The organism is Qipengyuania zhejiangensis (genome assembly GCF_035607565.1).
Taxonomy (GTDB): Bacteria; Pseudomonadota; Alphaproteobacteria; order Sphingomonadales; family Sphingomonadaceae; genus Qipengyuania; species Qipengyuania zhejiangensis.
On sequence record NZ_JAYKGO010000003.1, the window covers coordinates 739,516 to 756,797 of the forward strand.

General features: G+C 64.1%; 18 protein-coding genes and 1 tRNA gene. 9 read left to right on the plus strand and 10 right to left on the minus strand.

Annotation, left to right across the window (positions count from 1 at the left end; genetic code table 11):
* Positions 1 to 21 precede the first annotated feature (21 nt).
* The 4 genes from VR863_RS11320 to fghA are packed head-to-tail and all read left to right on the plus strand — an operon-like array spanning position 22 to position 2,907.
* On the plus strand, positions 22 to 1,128 hold the full coding sequence (locus VR863_RS11320; protein WP_324828574.1) for an S-(hydroxymethyl)glutathione dehydrogenase/class III alcohol dehydrogenase: 1,107 nt from the start codon (positions 22 to 24) through the stop codon (positions 1,126 to 1,128).
* 52 nt (positions 1,129 to 1,180) lie between these two features.
* The gene (locus VR863_RS11325) at positions 1,181 to 1,555 is read left to right on the plus strand and encodes a VOC family protein (protein ID WP_324828575.1); all 375 of its coding nucleotides are present in this window, start codon (positions 1,181 to 1,183) and stop codon (positions 1,553 to 1,555) included.
* Between the two features lie 3 nt (positions 1,556 to 1,558).
* The gene (locus tag VR863_RS11330) at positions 1,559 to 2,068 is read left to right on the plus strand and encodes a prolyl-tRNA synthetase associated domain-containing protein (protein WP_324828576.1); all 510 of its coding nucleotides are present in this window, start codon (positions 1,559 to 1,561) and stop codon (positions 2,066 to 2,068) included.
* Entirely contained in the window at positions 2,065 to 2,907 is an 843-nt protein-coding gene (gene fghA / locus VR863_RS11335; protein WP_324828577.1) for an S-formylglutathione hydrolase, read from the plus strand. Before VR863_RS11330 ends, fghA begins: the two co-directional genes overlap by 4 nt.
* Positions 2,908 to 2,919: 12 nt before the next feature.
* Here the strand turns inward: fghA and metW are convergent, their stop codons facing one another.
* Both metW and metX read right to left on the minus strand, forming a co-directional pair.
* Positions 2,920 to 3,519: a methionine biosynthesis protein MetW gene (gene metW, locus VR863_RS11340; RefSeq protein WP_324828578.1), complete on the minus strand. Its 600-nt coding sequence runs from the start codon at positions 3,517 to 3,519 to the stop codon at positions 2,920 to 2,922.
* Complete coding sequence (metX, locus tag VR863_RS11345) at positions 3,512 to 4,603, minus strand: homoserine O-acetyltransferase MetX (protein ID WP_324828579.1); 1,092 nt, start codon at positions 4,601 to 4,603, stop codon at positions 3,512 to 3,514. Before metX ends, metW begins: the two co-directional genes overlap by 8 nt.
* A 95-nt stretch (positions 4,604 to 4,698) precedes the next feature.
* Between metX and VR863_RS11350 the strand changes: the two genes are divergently transcribed.
* Both VR863_RS11350 and VR863_RS11355 read left to right on the plus strand, forming a co-directional pair.
* Positions 4,699 to 5,799, plus strand: a complete 1,101-nt coding sequence (locus tag VR863_RS11350; protein WP_324828580.1) for a pyridoxal phosphate-dependent aminotransferase — start codon at positions 4,699 to 4,701, stop codon at positions 5,797 to 5,799.
* A complete protein-coding gene (locus tag VR863_RS11355) occupies positions 5,796 to 6,701 on the plus strand; it encodes a prephenate/arogenate dehydrogenase family protein (protein WP_324828581.1) in 906 nt (301 codons plus the stop codon). Before VR863_RS11350 ends, VR863_RS11355 begins: the two co-directional genes overlap by 4 nt.
* Here the strand turns inward: VR863_RS11355 and VR863_RS11360 are convergent.
* The 4 genes from VR863_RS11360 to ftsE are packed head-to-tail and all read right to left on the minus strand — an operon-like array spanning position 6,698 to position 9,565.
* The gene (locus VR863_RS11360) at positions 6,698 to 7,375 is read right to left on the minus strand and encodes a lysophospholipid acyltransferase family protein (protein WP_324828582.1); all 678 of its coding nucleotides are present in this window, start codon (positions 7,373 to 7,375) and stop codon (positions 6,698 to 6,700) included. The genes VR863_RS11355 and VR863_RS11360 overlap by 4 nt on opposite strands.
* A gap of 8 nt (positions 7,376 to 7,383) precedes the next feature.
* Complete coding sequence (locus VR863_RS11365; protein ID WP_324828583.1) at positions 7,384 to 7,914, minus strand: YdcF family protein; 531 nt, start codon at positions 7,912 to 7,914, stop codon at positions 7,384 to 7,386.
* Complete coding sequence (locus VR863_RS11370; protein WP_324828584.1) at positions 7,911 to 8,843, minus strand: cell division protein FtsX; 933 nt, start codon at positions 8,841 to 8,843, stop codon at positions 7,911 to 7,913. The genes VR863_RS11365 and VR863_RS11370 overlap by 4 nt, the downstream gene beginning before the upstream one ends.
* A complete protein-coding gene (gene ftsE / locus VR863_RS11375) occupies positions 8,840 to 9,565 on the minus strand; it encodes a cell division ATP-binding protein FtsE (protein WP_324829266.1) in 726 nt (241 codons plus the stop codon). The genes VR863_RS11370 and ftsE overlap by 4 nt, the downstream gene beginning before the upstream one ends.
* 155 nt (positions 9,566 to 9,720) lie before the next feature.
* Here ftsE and VR863_RS11380 point away from each other — a divergent pair, with 155 nt between their 5' ends.
* The 3 genes from VR863_RS11380 to VR863_RS11390 all read left to right on the plus strand — a co-directional run bounded on the left by VR863_RS11380 (position 9,721) and on the right by VR863_RS11390 (position 12,945).
* Positions 9,721 to 10,545, plus strand: coding sequence for a zinc-ribbon domain-containing protein (locus VR863_RS11380; protein WP_324829267.1), 825 nt, complete (start codon positions 9,721 to 9,723; stop codon positions 10,543 to 10,545).
* A 100-nt stretch (positions 10,546 to 10,645) separates the two neighbouring features.
* Positions 10,646 to 10,732 (plus strand) — tRNA-Leu (locus VR863_RS11385).
* Positions 10,733 to 10,908: 176 nt separating this feature from the next.
* On the plus strand, positions 10,909 to 12,945 hold the full coding sequence (locus VR863_RS11390) for a TIR domain-containing protein (protein WP_324828585.1): 2,037 nt from the start codon (positions 10,909 to 10,911) through the stop codon (positions 12,943 to 12,945).
* Here the strand turns inward: VR863_RS11390 and VR863_RS11395 are convergent.
* The 4 genes from VR863_RS11395 to VR863_RS11410 are packed head-to-tail and all read right to left on the minus strand — an operon-like array spanning position 12,942 to position 17,282.
* Positions 12,942 to 13,982: a hypothetical protein gene (locus VR863_RS11395; RefSeq protein ID WP_324828586.1), complete on the minus strand. Its 1,041-nt coding sequence runs from the start codon at positions 13,980 to 13,982 to the stop codon at positions 12,942 to 12,944. The genes VR863_RS11390 and VR863_RS11395 overlap by 4 nt on opposite strands.
* Complete coding sequence (locus VR863_RS11400) at positions 13,979 to 15,148, minus strand: acetoacetate decarboxylase family protein (RefSeq protein ID WP_324828587.1); 1,170 nt, start codon at positions 15,146 to 15,148, stop codon at positions 13,979 to 13,981. Before VR863_RS11400 ends, VR863_RS11395 begins: the two co-directional genes overlap by 4 nt.
* Entirely contained in the window at positions 15,145 to 16,221 is a 1,077-nt protein-coding gene (locus VR863_RS11405; protein ID WP_324828588.1) for a saccharopine dehydrogenase family protein, read from the minus strand. Before VR863_RS11405 ends, VR863_RS11400 begins: the two co-directional genes overlap by 4 nt.
* On the minus strand, positions 16,218 to 17,282 hold the full coding sequence (locus tag VR863_RS11410) for a polyprenyl synthetase family protein (protein ID WP_324828589.1): 1,065 nt from the start codon (positions 17,280 to 17,282) through the stop codon (positions 16,218 to 16,220). Before VR863_RS11410 ends, VR863_RS11405 begins: the two co-directional genes overlap by 4 nt.

Below are 17,282 nucleotides of genomic sequence, written 5' to 3' on the forward strand. Positions count from 1 at the left end.
ACGCAACAGGAGACATTGCCCATGAAGACCCGCGCCGCCGTTGCCTTTGCACCGAACCAGCCACTCGAAATCGTCGAACTGGACCTCGAAGGCCCCAAGGCAGGCGAAGTCCTGGTGGAAATCATGGCAACGGGCATCTGCCACACCGATGCCTACACCCTCGACGGACTGGACAGCGAAGGGCTGTTCCCGTCGGTGCTGGGGCACGAAGGCTGCGGCGTGGTGCGCGAGATCGGCCCCGGCGTTACCAGCGTAAAGCCCGGCGATCATGTAATTCCCTTGTACACGCCCGAATGCCGTCAGTGCAAAATGTGCCTTTCGGGCAAGACCAACCTGTGCAGCGCAATCCGTGAAACGCAGGGCAAGGGCCTGATGCCCGACGGAACCAGCCGGTTCAGCTACCGCGGCCAGACGATCTATCACTACATGGGCTGTTCGACCTTTTCCAACTTCACCGTGCTGCCGGAAATCGCGGTTGCGAAAATCCGCGAGGACGCGCCGTTCGAAACCAGCTGCTACATCGGCTGCGGGGTCACAACCGGCGTCGGCGCGGTGGTCAACACAGCCAAGGTCCAGCCGGGCGACAATGTGGTCGTGTTCGGCCTCGGCGGGATCGGCCTCAATGTCATCCAGGGCGCCAGGATGGCCGGCGCCGATCGCATCGTCGGCGTCGACATCAACAACTCCAAAAAGGAATGGGGCGAAAAGTTCGGCATGACCGATTTCGTCAATCCGAAGGAAACGAAGGACGTGGTCGCCCACCTCGTCGAACTGCTCGATGGCGGTGCGGATTACAGCTTCGACTGCACCGGCAACACCGATGTCATGCGCCAGGCGCTGGAATGCTGCCACAAGGGGTGGGGAACCAGCATCATCATCGGGGTGGCCGAAGCGGGCAAGGAAATCGCCACGCGCCCGTTCCAGCTGGTCACGGGGCGCAACTGGCGCGGCACCGCGTTCGGCGGAGCGAAGGGCCGCACCGATGTGCCCAAGATCGTGGACTGGTACATGAACGGCAAGATCGCCATCGACCCGATGATCACCCACACGCTTACGCTCGATGAAATCAACAAGGGCTTCGACCTGATGCATTCGGGCGAAAGCATCCGCAGCGTCGTGGTCTATTGAACGGATCGAACGGGCCGGTAAGGTAGCGAATCGAAACTCAAGGAGAGAGCCGATGTACAGTCACATGATGGTGGGAACGAACGACATCGATCGTTCGAAGAAGTTCTACGACGCGACCTTCAAGGCCATTGGCGGCCGCGAAGGAATCAAGGACGACAAGGGCCGGTTGATGTACCTGCACAACGGCGGTGCATTCCTCGTGACCCCCCCGATCGACGGCAAGCCTGCCACGGCGGGTAACGGCTGCACGATCGGTTTGGCGATGACGCCGGAACAGGCCGATGCCTGGCACGCGGCGGGCGTCGAAGCCGGCGGCACGGCGATCGAAGATCCGCCCGGCGAACGCCCCGGTTCGGGCATGTATCTGGCCTATCTTCGGGACCCCGACGGCAACAAGCTGTGCGCGTTGCACCGCATGGGTTCCTAACGCTTGAAGCACCGCGGCGAAGCGGGATTGCTGGCCGACCTTTCGGCGCTGGCAATCCCCTTTGCCGCCCATGAACACGCAGCGGTTTTCACGGTCGAGGAAAGCCGGGCGGTCGACGCCGACATTCCCGGCGCCCACACCAAGAACCTGTTTCTCAAGGATACCGGCGGAGCCTTCTGGCTGCTGACCGTGCCCGCTGCGGCGCGTGTCGATCTCAAGGCGCTGCCCGAGTCCATCGGCTGCAAACGGGTCAGTTTCGGAAAACCGGCGGACATGGACCGATTGCTGGGCATTACGCCCGGTTCGGTCACCCCGCTGGCCATGATCAACGCGGAACCCGGCAGCGTATCCGTGGTGCTGGACGCCCGCCTGGCTGCACAGGGCCGCGTAAACGTCCATCCCTTGCGGAATACCGCGACATTGGGGCTATCCGGCGCGCACATACTCGACCTGCTGCGCCATTGGGGCCACGGGCCGCGCATCGCAGAGATTCCCGCATCGGAGCCGCAATGATCATCGAATACCAGTCCCAGAACATCGCCTTCGGCGGCACGCAATTCGTGTGTTCGCACGCCTCGCAGGCAACCGGGACCGACATGACCTTTTCCGTCTACGTCCCGCCTCACGCGCAAGGGGCGAAATTGCCGGTGCTGTGGTATCTTTCTGGGCTGACCTGCACCCACGCAAATGTCACCGAGAAGGGTGAATGCCGTGCCGCCTGCGCCGAACACGGCGTCATTTTCGTGGCTCCCGACACGTCCCCGCGCGGCGAGGGCGTTCCCGATGCGGCAGACGAGTACGATTTTGGCAAAGGCGCCGGTTTCTATGTCGATGCAACGCAACAGCCGTGGTCCAGAAACTACCGTTTGCGCAGCTATGTCGAGAGCGAACTGCCCGCCGTGATCGCGGCGAATTTCCCCGCCGACATGGCGCGCCAGGGCATCACGGGCCATTCCATGGGCGGCCACGGCGCGCTGACCATCGGCCTGCGCAATCCCGACCGGTTCCGGTCGATCAGCGCCTTTTCGCCAATCGTGGCTCCATCGCAGGTTCCGTGGGGGGAAAAGGCGTTGACCCGCTACCTGGGCGACGATCGTTCAGCCTGGCGCGAATACGATGCGGTTGCGCTGATCGAAGACGGCGCGCGGGCGCATCACCTGCTGGTGGACCAGGGCACGGCAGACAATTTCCTCGAGGACCAGCTGAAGACCGGACTGCTTTCGTTGGCGTGCGCAAAAGCGGGCATGAAACCGACGATCCGGATGCAGGAAGGGTACGACCATTCCTATTATTTCATCTCGACCTTCATGGCCGAGCACGTGGCCTGGCACGCGGAGCGCCTGGGGGCCTGACAGGTCGGCGCGTCAGCGCGACAATTCGAACACCGCGAATTCCGCCCGGCCGTTTGCCGCCGTGCGCCGGATGGGTCGCCCGCCTGCAAAGAACCATTCGTTCTCGATCCGGGCGCCCTTTTCGGCGGCCAGTTCGCGGAAATCGGCCACGGTCACGTGGTGGATGTTCTGCGTTTCGTACCAGCTGACCGGCAGCGCGCGGGTCACCGGCATACGGCCGCCGAACATCAACGCAGCGCGGGTGCGCCAGTGGGCGAAGTTGGGAAAGCTGACGAACGCACGGGTGCCGACGCGCAGCAATTCGTCGAGCATCCGGTCGGGCCGCGCCGCGGTCTGGAGCGTCTGGCTCAGAACCGCATAATCGAACCCCTTGTCGGGATAATCCGCCAGATCGTTGTCGGCATCGCCCTGCACCACCGAAAGCCCCTGCGAGACGCAGCGTTCGACCAGCGCGCCTTCGATCTCGATCCCGCGAACGTCGCAGCCGTCCTGCCGCAGCGCCGCCATCAACGCGCCATCGCCGCACCCGATATCGAGGACACGGGTACCGGGCCGCACGTGGCGGGCGATCACCGCAAGGTCGGGGCGCAGGGTGCCCGTCTGGTCAGCCATGGAGAAAGCCCCCGATAACCCGATCCAGCGCAGGAACGTCGAGCAGGAAACTGTCATGCCCGTGCGGCGCGGACAGTTCGACAAAACTCACCGCGGCACCTGCGGCGTTCAGCGCGTGCACCACATGGCGGCTTTCCGCCGTGGGATAAAGCCAGTCGCTGTCGAAGCTGACGAGGCAGAAGCGCGCCTCGCTGCCCGCGAAGGCGTTGGCCAGCCGCCCGCCATGCTCTTCGGCAAGATCGAAGTAATCCATGGCGCGGGTGATGTAGAGATAGCTGTTGGCATCGAAACGCCGGGTAAACCCGCTGCCCTGGTAGCGGAGGTAGGATTCGACCTGGAAATCGGCGTCGAAACCGAAGCTCTTGGCGTCGCGGTCCTGCAGGTTGCGGCCGAATTTTTCGGTCAGCGCTTCTTCCGAAAGATAGGTGATGTGGGCCGCCATGCGCGCCACGGCCAAACCGCTGTCCGGCGATTCGCCGTCATAGTAATCGCCTTGATTCCAGCGCGGATCGGCCATGATCGCCTGCCGCCCCAATTCATGGAAAGCGATGTTCTGCGCGGAATGGCGGCTGGTCGATGCAATTACCAGCACGCGCGCGGCCCGATCGGGCCAGTTGGCCGCGAGGCTGAGTGCCTGCATCCCGCCCATCGATCCGCCGACCACCGCATGGAGCCGCGCGATGCCCAGCGCATCCAGCAAGCCGACATGCGCGCGCACCATGTCGCGCACGGTGATCACGGGGAATCGCATGGCATGGGGGCGCCCGTCGGACGCTGCGCTGGCGGGGCCGGTGGAACCCATGCAACTGCCGATGACATTGGCACAGATCACGTGGAAGCGTTGGGTATCGATGGGCTTGCCGGGTCCGACCATGCGTTCCCACCAGCCCGGCTTGCCGGTCACCGGATGGGGGCTGGCGACATATTGATCGCCGGTCAGCGCATGGCACAGCAGAATGGCGTTCGAACGGTCTTCGTTGAGCGTGCCATACGTCTCGAACGCCACCTCGACCCGCGCCAGTTCACCGCCGCCATCGAGCGGCAGCGAATCCGGCAGGACAAGGGTTTGCGAAGTGGCGGACAAAATCGGACCTTGGGGCGAAACAATCAAACCCTGCCTCTAACCGCAAGCCTTGCGCTTGTCGAAGGGCCGATATTCTTTCATGCCGCAAAGCCGAAATGGCAGACAAACCCATCATGAAACCGTGGATCGAACAAATCCACGCCTATGTCCCCGGAAAGTCGAAGGCGGCCGATGGTCGCCCGCTGGCCAAACTGTCGGCAAACGAAAATCCGTTGGGGTGCAGCCCGGACGTGCTGGAAGCCCTGGCCACGGGTCATGGGCCGCACCTGTACCCCGATCCCGACGCACGCGAATTGCGCCAGGCGATCGGCGCGGCGCACGGCATCGATCCGGCCTGCATCGTGTGCGGCACGGGTTCGGGCGAACTTCTGCACGGGGCCGTGCAGGCATTTGCGGGACCGGGCGACGAGGTGGTTTTTCCGCGCTTCTCCTTCTCGCTCTACCCTCTCTTGGTACACAAGGTGGGGGCCGATGTCGTGTTGGCCCAAGACAACGACTATGCGCCCGATGTGGACAGGATTTTGGCGGCGGTTACCCCGCGAACGCGGGTGGTGCTGGTCGACAATCCGAACAACCCGATCGGGACCTGGCTGCCGCAAGACGAAATCGCGCGCCTCCATGCCGCCCTGCCGCGCGACGTGCTGCTGGTGGTCGATCAGGCCTATGCGGAATATCTCGAAGAGGGCGAGGACGACGGCGGTTTCGCCCTCGCCGCCGCGCATGACAACGTGCTTGTCACGCGGACTTTCTCCAAGGCGTTCGGTATTGCTGGCGAACGGGTCGGCTGGGCCACCGGCGCGCCGCATCTGGTCGATGCGCTGAACCGCTTGCGCGGGGCATTCAATGTTACCGAGAGCGGCCAGAAGGCCGCCATGGCGGCTCTTGGCGATCCGGAATTCGTTGCCCGTTCGCGCGATGCCAACAACGCGGTTCGCGCACGATTCGTCGGGCAGCTTGAAGCGCTGGGCAATCACGGGCTCCGCGCGCTTCCCAGCAAGGCCAATTTCGTGCTCGTGCTGTTCGAGGGCGCGGTGCGCGCGCCCCAGGCGCTCGACGCCATCGCCGAAGGCGGCTTCGCCGTGCGGCACCTGCCCGGACAAGGCCTGCCCGAGGCGCTGCGCATCACGATCGGAACACAAGAACAAATGGACACCATCGCCACTATCCTGCGCGGCCTGTGCGAGGCCGGCGCATGACCACGCAGCGCGTTGCCATCATCGGCCTTGGGCTGATCGGCGGTTCGGTCGGGCTGGCCACGCAGGCGATGCTGCCACAGATCGCGGTAACGGGATGGGATGCCGATCCCGATGTCCGCCGCCGGGCCGCTGAACGCGGTCTCGTCACCACCGTTTGCGACACCGCCGAAGACGCCGTTCGCGACGCCGAACTCGTCATCCTGTGCGTACCGGTGGGTGCCATGGAAGGCGCAGCGCGAGCCATTGCCCATGCCTTGCCCCAGAACGCCGTGGTCAGCGATGTCGGCTCATCGAAGCGCAGCGTTGCCGAAGGCCTGGCGCGCGCACTGCCGGGAGTGACGATCATTCCCGCCCACCCCGTGGCCGGAACCGAAAAGAGCGGCCCCGACGCGGGCTTTTCCGAATTGTTCCGCCACCGCTGGTGCATCGTGACCCCGCCCGAGGGCGCCCCGCCCGAGGCGCTGCAGCGCGTTTCCGATTTCTGGGAAGGTCTGGGTGCCAAGGTCGAGGTGATGGAGGCGGGGCATCATGATCTCGTCCTGGCCGTGACCAGCCACATCCCCCACCTCATCGCCTACACCATCGTCGGCACAGCTTCCGATCTGGAGGATGTGACCCGCGGCGAAGTGATCAAATATTCCGCCGGGGGTTTTCGCGACTTCACCCGCATCGCGGCGTCCGATCCCACCATGTGGCGCGACGTGTTCCTGTCCAACCGCGATGCCGTGCTCGAAGTGCTGGGGCGCTTCACCGAAGATCTCACCGCGCTCCAGCGGGCGATCCGCAATGGCGACGGTGACACATTGTTCGACCTGTTCGAACGCACCCGCGCAATCCGCCGCTCGATCATCGAGGAAGGCCAGGACGATGCGCGCCCGGACTTCGGCCGGTCGGATCATTAATTCAACGCGTTGATTGCCTCGCGCACCCGCGTTTCCACTTCGCCGCGCGGCAGGCCGGGCGGGATCGGATCGGCAAAACGATAGGTGATCCGGCCGGGTTTTTTCCATAATCGGTGGTAAACCGGCCCGCTGTCCACCGCGACCGGCACGACCGGCAGACCGAGCATCTTGTAGAGGCCGGCAAAACCCGCCTGCAGTTCCCGGTGTTCGCCGTGCGGGACGCGCGTACCTTCGGGGAAGATCACCAGCGGACGTCCTTCGGCCGCCAGCGCCTTGGCCGAACGGATCATCTGCATCAGCGCCTTGGCCCCCTGGTTGCGCGCGACAGGCACCAGCCCGAAAGCCGCCGCCGCACGTCCCCACAAGGGAATGCGAAACAGCTCTTCCTTGGCAAACACGCTGGGGCAATCGAACAGGGCGGGCGCATCGATCGCCTCGAAGAAACTCTCGTGCTTGATCGCATACAGCACCGGTTCGTCCTGCGGCGCGCCTTCCAGCACGATCTCGCATCCCAGCAGGTTGACGAGGCACCAGCGCTGCCATTGCGACCAGTTGCGCACACGCGCGCGGAACGCATCGCGGCTGAAGGGCAGGGATGCCAGCGCGCACGAAGTGATCACGATCGAACCGAGATAGAACGCAGCGTAGAAGAGGAGGTTGCGCGGGATCCGCATAAGCAAACTCAGACCGGCAATCCTTGCGAAATCGCCGCGGCGATCAGCTTGTTGTATTCAAGGTACAGCGTCGCCAGGTCCGGGTTGGACGGCACGGCGTCGCGCACGATCACGATGCCTTCGGGCAGCGAATTGCTGAATTCGGATGCGGCGCGGGCCATGTGCCAATCGGTCGTGACCAGGCGCACGGATTGAAATTCGTTTTCCTTCAGCCACTGGGCCGCTTCGCCCGCATTGCTGCGGGTGTCGACGGCGAGGTACCCCAGCGTCACGCAGCAGTTCATCATGCGCTGTGGCACGTCGAACTGGGCCGCGAATTCGCCCGGTTTCACTTCCGGGTCCACGCCGGACACGAACAATTCCTTGGCCAGCCCCTGATCCACCACCTCGATCCCGCGGGCGATCCGCCCTGCGCCGCCGGTGGGCACGATCACCGCATCGGTTTCCTGCCCGGCAAGCGGCTGGGGCAGGGACACGGCAAAGCCGAGGAATCCAAAAGCGTAAACCAGCACGAAGGCCGCGAAGAAACGGAGGATCACAGCATCTTCCTGAGCGAGGACAGAACGGTCATGCGCGCCGTGTAGACTGCAATCGCGACCGCGAAAAGCGGCACGGACGCCAAGACCAACCAGTCGAGCAGGTCAAGCCCCCCACCGGCGACAAGGCCCGAATCCAGCGCGTCGAACTGCGCGCCCATCAGCATCACCGCGCCAAGTCCGATGACCAGGCCGAGCGCGCCGCCGACGATCGAATCGAGCAGGATGGAGCGCTGGAATATTCGCGCGATCTGATCGTCATTGCCGCCCAACAGGTGAACCACCTCGATCGTGGCCCGATTGGTGCCCAATGCGTTGCGAGCTGCCAGCCACACCGCGGCCCCGCCCGCGAACGCCAGCAAGGCGATCAACCCCACCGCCATCCACCGCAAGGTCGTCAACGCATTCAGCACCGGTGCCAGCCAATCGGACTGGGCATCGATGCGCGCATCGGGCGCCGCTTCGGCCAGCCGGTCGCGCAACCGGTCGAGCATGGCGGCATCGGCCTGGCCGCGCAGCTTGATGTCGATGAGGGCCGGTATCGGCAGGGCATCGTCGCCCGCGCCGCTGCCAAGCCATGGTTCGAGCAGCGCCTCCACCCGTTCTTCGGGCAACACGGCCACCGAAGCCACCAGCGGATCCTGCGACAGAAGCGCCGCCGCGGCGTCCGCCTGCCGAGCGCGGCTCACCCGGTCGGCGTCGATAATCTGCACCGTGGCGCTGCCCGCCAGATCGCCGCTGGCCCGCTCGACCAGATTGGCCAGCGCCAGCCCGCCGCTTGCGGCCAGCACGGTGATGGCGACCATGATGGCGATCACCCACGGCATCGGTCCGCCCAACCGCGCGCGCGGCAAAAGATGCGCGGCGCGTTTTCCGCGAAACGGCGAAAGGCCCCGTTCGGCCGCGCGGGTCAGGACCGGTGGACGGGTCACGCCAGCCCCCCGTCGCGGCGCGGGGGATAGCGAAGCGCCCCGGTCGGATCGGCAAGCGTGCCCTTGTCGAGCCGCATGATCAGCGATTCGGGCACCTTTCGCAGCAGGTGGACGTCATGGGTCGCGACAACCACGGTCGTGCCCAGCCGGTTAAGAGCTTCAAACAGGCGGATCAGTTTGAGCGCCATTTCGGGATCGACGTTGCCGGTCGGTTCATCGGCCACCAGCATGTCGGGCCGGCCGATGACCGCCCGGGCGATGGCCACACGTTGCTGTTCGCCGCCCGAAAGCGTGGCCGGGCGCGCATCGGACCTGTGCGACAAGCCGACCCAATCGAGCATATCCGAAACGGGGCCCTGCAAATCCGCCTCGCGCACGCCGGACACGCGCAGCGGCAGGGCGACGTTGTCGAACGCCGACAGGTGATCGACCAGGCGGAAATCCTGGAACACCACGCCCATCCGCCGGCGGTAGGCAGGCAGGCGTTCGCGCGGGAGGGTGATGACATCGCTGCCGAACATGCGGATTGCCCCGCGCGAGGGGCGCTGCGCGAGATACAGCAGCTTGAGCAACGACGTCTTGCCTGCGCCGCTTGCCCCGGTGAGGAAGTAGAACCGGCCCGAATAAAGGGTGAAACTGATGTTCGACAGCACCTCTTTCTCGGTGCCGTAACGCAGGCCAACATTGTCGAACTGGACGATTTCGCTTTCCGGCGCGTTCATAGCCGAAATGCCCATTCGCCGAGAAGTTGTGTTGCGCCCGCCATTGTCATTTGGGCTATACCCGCGCTTCGATGTGGAAAAAAGCGGCAAGGTGGCTTTGCGAACAGGCTCGTCGCTTGTCGTGATTCGCACACGCGCCTAAGGCCTTGTTGACCATGATAATCGCCTGCCCCGCCTGCCATACGCGCTACGTCGTCCCGGACAGCGCCATCGGGATCGAAGGACGGACGGTGCGCTGCGCAAAATGCAAGCACAGTTGGTTCCAGGACGGCCCCGGGGCAGAGCAGCTGATTTCCACTGGTGCAGAGCCGAAATCTGTCCCGCGCCCGACACCGCCCGCACCGCCGCAACCAGATCCTGCGCCAGCTGCCGCTCCGCCAGCCGGTCGCCCCATTGCCGACGAACCGGAAACGGACGAGCCGCATGATGGGCCTGATTTCGATGAAACGGCACCGCCCTATGGCGATGTGCAGGACGATCTGCCCCCGCCGCCGGAACCCGAAGACGACGACAGCCCTTCGCAGTTCGACCATGCGCCACCCTTCCGCCCGCGGCGCAACGTCACCAAGATGTGGACCTGGGCGGCGGCGATTTTCGCTCTTCTGGCAGTGGCCACGATCGGTGCGGTGAATTTTGTCGGCCTGCCCGATTGGGTGCCCGTCACCAAACCCTTGTTCGGTGCAGCGCAGCCCGACCTGGAATTGTCCTTTCCGGTCGACCAGCAGGAACGGCGTACCCTTCCCAACGGTACCGAATTTTTCGGCGCCCGCATCGTGGTGAAGAACACCGCCCGCGAATCGCGCCCGGTGCCGCCGGTGCTGATCGTGCTGCGCGACCAGCGTGAACGCCAGGTTTTCAGCTGGGTCGTCAACCCGCCGCAGGCGACGCTGGCGCCGGGCGAGGAACTGACCATCAACGAAGCGGTGACCGACGTGCCGAAATCGGCGGTTTTCGCGGATATCGGCTGGGCCCCGCGCTAACCCGCGATAAAGGTGCTTGCGAGGGGGCAAACGCGCTGCTAGTGGCGCGCTCCTACCGGCGGGAGCCCTTTCAACAGGCGCTTCCGATGCAAGACTGTGTGCGGTCGTGGCGGAACTGGTAGACGCGCAACGTTGAGGTCGTTGTGGCCGAAAGGCCGTGGAAGTTCGAGTCTTCTCGACCGCACCAAACAGTTTCCGATGCAATCGGATCATAGGCTTCGGGCCCCCCAGCAAATCTCCGCACGGAACAGGCGCGTGATCGTGTGCCCAGGGCGCGGTCCGTCTGGTAACGTTCTCTTTGCGTAGCCGACCGCGCCGCCCGGCGTGCGCGAACTCATTTGACCGTGCGCCCAATATCGGTTGATGCAAGGCCGCTTCGTCGGCACACTGGAATTCGGTGTCGCCGGTCTTTCACGCCGTCGGTCGAAGGTGGGCAGTATTTCCGATATCTTCCTTTCCTATAACCGCCAGGACGCACATGTGGCGCGCCGCTTCGCCGAAGGGTTGGAGCGGGAGGGCTTTACCGTCTGGTGGGACCAGGCGCTGCGGTCTGGCGAAGCATACGACGAGGTCACCGAGGCGGCGCTGAGGGGGGCCAAGGCGGTCGTCGTCCTGTGGTCGCCCCGCTCCGTCGTGTCGCGGTGGGTCCGCGCCGAAGCGACCATTGCGGATCGCAACAAGACGCTGGTCCCGGCGATGATCGAACCGTGCGAGCGGCCGATCATGTTCGAACTGACCCAGACCGCCGAACTGGGCCACTGGCAGGGTGCGGCCGACGATGCGGCCTGGCTGGCCTTTGTCGACGATCTGGCCAAATTCATCAGCAAACCGTCACGGCATCCGCACCAGCCGCGGCCCGTTCCGCAGCCAGCCCCGGTCGCGCCGCCGCTCAGCGAAACCACCAGTCCCCTGCTGGCGGTGCTGGCGTTCGACAATCTTTCGTCCGATCCCGAACTGACCTTCTTTTGCGATGGCGTATCGGAAGAAATCCAGCGAACCGTTGCCAGCTCCACCGAACTGAGGGTGGTTGCCCGTTCGTCCAGCTTCCAGTTCCGCGGCGCCCACAAGTCGATCCCCAAGGTGGCGGCCGAACTCGGCTGCACCCACCTGCTTGACGGGACGGTCCGGCGCAGCGGATCGAAGGTCCGAATCACGGCCGAACTGGTGGAATGCGCGTCGCAAAATGCGCTGTGGGCCGATCGTTTCGACGGGGATCTGGACGACGTCTTCACACTGCAGGAAAACATCGCCGAAGCGGTGGCCGAAGCGCTGAAGGTCAAACTGGCACCGCCAACCAAGGCCCCGGTTCTGGACCCGGTGGTTTACGAGCAATTCCTGCGCGCCCGCGGGATACTTGCCGATGGCGATCCGGAGTTCGACGATTCCGCGATAAGTGCCGCCCCGCTGCTGGAGGAGGTCGTCCATTCGGCGCCTGACTTTGCCCTGGCCTGGGAATTGCTGGCCAGCGCGCGCGCATGGATCTTGCGATCCGCGCATGCGACCGGCTCATACGAAGATGGCCGAAGCGGTGTGCTTCACGCGGCGAACACGGCGTTGCGGCTCGATCCGAAACGGGCCGGTGCCCACGTCGCCCTCGCCCGGCTTGAACCGTGGGGTGCCTACAAGGCGCGCGAGGAGCTGCTCAATCGCGCGCTGTCGGTTGCCCCGCACGATCCAGAAGCGCTCAACGAAATGAGCACGTTCTGCTGGAGCGTGGGCCGGTTCCGCGACGCGCTGCGCCTGGCGGAACGGGCGTGCGAACTCAATCCGATCATGCCGTCCGCCCGGCTGCACGTTGCCCAGATGCGGACCTATGTCGGCGATTACGAAGCGTCGATCCGCATGCTTGCCGACCTGCACCAACGGTGGCCGAAAAACGCGGGCATCCTGCTGTCGCTGCTGGGGTTTTCCGCAACCCTCGGTTTCTGGGATGCCTATGATGCCGCCGTGGGCGATATCGCCACGTTCGACGGTTGGCAGATGCGCTCGCTCAAGGCGACAAAGCTGTATGCCGAAGCACTGCGTTCGGGCGACGATGCGCTCAAGCAGGATCGGCTTGCCAGCTACACCACGCTGCTGGAGAAAACCGGCACCATCCCGCTCAACATCGTCGACAGCGTGTCGAGCCTGGGGATGAAGGAAGAGGCCTTGGCCCTGGCGGAGCGTGCATCGTATTCGCACATTTTCCAGCCCGAGGGCGACCGCCCCAGCGCCATCTATCCCGGCGTGGTCCTGGGAAGGTGGAGCGATCTCAACAAGACCGTCCGCTTCGTCGATCTGTGTTACCGGCTTGGCCTGTGCGAATACTGGATGCAGACCGGCGCGTGGCCGGATTGCGTCGACTGGACGCCGTACGATTTCAAGGCGGAAGTCATACGCAAGGTCCGCATAGCGGGTTAATTCCCGTAAGTGTGCAAGGTGCCGGTTACATCGTACCGGATATCCGACGTGAAGGATGCCGCCAGCACCACGTCCTTGTTCAGGCAGGGCAAGTCCCAGTCGACTTCGTGCCCGTCGATCGAACGCGTGCCGCCGGGATGGCCCCGTTCGGCGGTCTTGGCGTGTTTCTTGCGAAGGCCGAACAGCCTGTGGAGCGATTCCGCCATCGTCTGCGACCACATGAAATCGAGCTTCACGTTGCTGCCGTCGTAGATCTTTATGTCGGAGACATTTTCGTGATCGCTGCGCGACTGGACGATGGCGCGATACACGGCGACCTTCATGTTGAAGACATCGCGGAATTGCTTGAGCGTGTTGAGCTCGCTGTCATGGGTAACCAGGCTCTGCCCCTGCAGCCCCACGCTGGCGAACAGGACGCCGGCAAAGGCGGCAAGGTCCCGGTCCTTTTCAATCTGTTCCATCAGCGTGGACTGGGTTTCGGTGTCCACTCGGATGTGAAGACAGCCCAGCAAATGGCTGTGCGATTTGGGGGTGAATTTCTTGAGCCCTTCGATCGCCATGTCGATGTGCAGCTTGCCCCGCGTGAGACTTTCATCGACCTCGATGTGCGCCATGTTGGTCTCGGTCCCCCATATCTCGCGGCTGGAGAACATGGTGTAGCTGTTGTTGTCGAAGGACAGTGGCTCGACCCAGACGATCTTCCGGTCATAGCGGATGTTTTCCGGCGATACCCGCCAGCGATAGCAGGGGTACGCCCAGTCGATATCGATCTTGCTCAAGGTTTGCGTGCCGGGCCGGTTGTTGTGACAGCTCGAAAAATCGGGATGCTGCGTCACCCGCATCAGGCCATACGTGTAGTTCAGCGCCTCATAGTGAAACGGGGCCTGATCGGGCGCTGCCGCGTTGAAATGCGTGTTGAGATACCGCTGAAGGCACTTTCGCTTCACCTTGATGATGAACACCCAGCTTTTCGCCCGCAGCGACACCCATGGAGGCAACAGCTGCTGGGTCGAAAAATTGCCGACGAACCGGGTCATTCGACATTCCGCATCGGATGGGTGAGCGGGCCGAAGAAACCTTTCCATGGCCGCGCCCAGCTGGACACCAGATCGCTTTGCGCGGGGATCGGCGGCAGTCCGCCTTCCCGATCGATTGCGAACGAATGGATCACCCGCATCTGATCGTAATCGATATCGGCCTTGAACTGGAACCCGGCGACGGGCGTCAGCGGGTATTTCCTGCCGCTCGGCGTGTCGCCCACCTCCAGGAACACCTGGAGGATTTCGTTGAAACTGCCGACGTCGTTGAATTCGATGTCGATGTCCTTTTCGTCGTACATCCTGAAGGTGTTGATATTCGAATATTTGGCGCGGCAGGTGACGATCGACTGGTAGATCGCGCGTGTCGGGTCGATCGCATCGCGGTATTGCTTCAGGCCGACGGTGCGCATGGTGGTCGGGATCATGCCCAACGAGATATCGTCGACGAGATTCGACAGGCTGCCCATTTCCTCGATCAGCCAGCTCGCCTCGCGGCTCTCGAACAAGGTGGAAAGCGACCGTCTCTGGTTCTCGCTGCTGCGGAACGTCGGCAGGACCGGGTTGGTCTTGACGTCGACGAACTTGAGCTTGGGATCCATCTGCGCGCCCGGCTCGAGCGATCTCCAGCCGGGCATCTTGATCGTCCCGTGAAAGCTGTTGGGAAACCGGCCTTCGCGGGTCTTGATGTCAGCCAGCAACTTGCCAAGGCCCAGCATTTCGCGGCCGCACACGCTGGACATCGGATTGCCCACCACGATGAAGGGGAGCGCCCATTCCAGCGTCGTTTCCGTGATCAGCGTGACGGGGTCGGTGCCGTACCGGATGACAGGCACCGCGATGAACACTTCGGTCTGGCTGATGATGCCCCGGTCCGAATACGGCATTTCATCGAAATGCTGGGGGAGCGGGTTGGAACTGATCATGATCGGGTATTCGAGAAACAGCAGCGTGGCGTAAGGCCACATCGCAGCGGGCCGATAGACGAAGCCCCGCTCCTCTTCGGAACCCAGGTTGAATGTCTGGTCGCAATAGGCCTGCACCCGCTTCATGTTGGCAGGCCAGACAAAGGCATTCACCGTCACGTCCGGGAAATGGTACGGCGGCGGCACCTGCTGGCTGTCCGAAGACTGCGCAAAAGGGATGTTCTGGGGGCCCTGGATCACGCCGCCACGCCCTCCTGCCCGGATGCCGGTCCCTCGAGGCGTGCCGCATCGGCATCGAAGATGAAGCGCGACCCGAAAACGCGGGCGGGCGTCTGGAAACCGGCGGCCGCTTCACCCGCCAGCACCCGGCGCACGGCATCGGCAGCCGTCAGCACGCTGAACGTGTATCCATCGCGGGTTCGCATGGTCAGCCGCCGCACCCGCCGCCACGGATCGAGCGCGTGGAGCACCATGACGAAACTGGCCTGCTCGCGTGCGGCAGCGTCGGGTCCGTGGCCCCAGACGCTGGAGAACACCGTGCCGATCGCCTTGATCGGGTCGGCCCCGATAACATCCATGGTCATCCCAGTTGCCCGGTAGCTTGCGCGTTCCGGCCACCGCATTTCCGAATAGACTTCGATGTCGTCGACGCCGGTGGAAACCGATCCCGTCACCACGTCCGCCCAGCTCATCGCGGCCGCCTCGCTCAGACCGTCGCCGAAATCGAACGCCCGCACCAGGCTGCCGGCCGGAACGCTTGTCAGTTCCCCGCCGCGCCGGACGATGATCTGGGGGCTGACCATCCGGGCGGCGCTTTCAACGCTTCCGCGCGAAATTACCTGCGCCCGCGAAATGCCCAGATACAGCCGGGTGGTATCCGGCCATCGTTCCATCGCCAGCGCGAACAGACAATCCGATGCCGCCACGGTCAGGCCGACGCCGGGCAGGATCATGACGCCTGCGGCACGGGCCGCACCATCGTATCCCATCGCGTCGATGAAGACGGGCCATTCCCCGCCAAGGTCGAGATAGTGGGCGCCTGCGCGCAGACACGCTTCGATCATCGGTTGCGCCGTCGTCCCGAAGGGGCCGGCCGCGTGCAGAACCACGTCGATATCGCCGAGCGCAGCATCCAGTACGGCGGCGTCCGACAGGTCGAAGGCCCGCCATCCGACACCAAGCTGTTCGGCAATTGCGCCCACGCGTTCCGGATTGCGGCCTGCCAGCACGAGGTCGACATTTCCCGCCAGATGCCGGGCAATTTCCGCGCCGGTGAAGCCCGTCGCCCCGTACAGAAGAACGCGTCCGCTCATGGCCGTTCGAACACCCAGCGCACCAGACCCGAAAGGAATTCGAGATCCTCGCACGGCGGCTTGCCGGCATAGGCGCGCTCGAATTCATAGGTCGCAGCGCCGCCCATCGCCTGGGCGACCTGCCGTCCGTACTTCACCGAACCATGCGTTTCCATCAGATGCGCCAGCCACAGGACATCGTCCGCCGCGCGTTCCTCGCGGCGCTGCGACAGGAAATGGTCCAGCTTCGCGCGCTCCGTTTGCGAACAGGCGTTGCGAACGTGGATCAGCATCAAGGTCCGCTTGCCTTCCAGGAGATCGCCGTTGTTTTCCTTCCCGTAGCCCGGATCGTCGGAAAGGTTTCGCAGGTCATCCTCGATCTGGAACGCGAGCCCCAGAAAGTATCCGAAGCGCAGCACTCTTTCGGGATCGACGATGCCATCCGAGCCGATGATGACACCGAGTTGCGCGGGCCAGATCATCCCCATCCATGCGGTTTTCTTCAGCGCCATGCGCAGATAGTCCGCTTCGGTCAGGTCCGTGGCGTTGCTGTCACGCCAGCCCAGTTCCAGCGCCTGCCCTTCGGCGGTGTGGCGGGCCATGGTCATCGTCACGTCGAGGACCTGGCGCGCGATCTCGCTGCCGAGGGGGCGCACGGCGTCGAGCAGGGGCTGGAACGCGGTGAACATCAGCGCATCGCCCGCGTTGATGGCCAACGGTATGCCGTGCAGGGCGTGCAAGGTCGGGCGTCCGCGACGTTCCTCGCTGCCGTCCTGAACGTCGTCGTGGATCAGCAGCGCGTTGTGCAGCAATTCGATCGCCGCGGCGCAGCGGATCGCGGGTTCATAGTCTTCGCCAAGACCTTCCCCGAAGATACGGGCGTTGGCGATGCAGATCGCCGGACGCATCATCTTGCCTCCGCGCGACGGGTAATCGGCCATCAACGTGCCAAGGAAGGGGGCATCCCCTTCGGTTGACAGATAACGGCTGAGTTCCGCGCGCGTGGAGGTGGCGTAGCGCGCAATCAGGCTTCCGGCGGGTGGTTCGGCGGCTGCCCAGGTCGATTGCGGCCGAATTTCCAC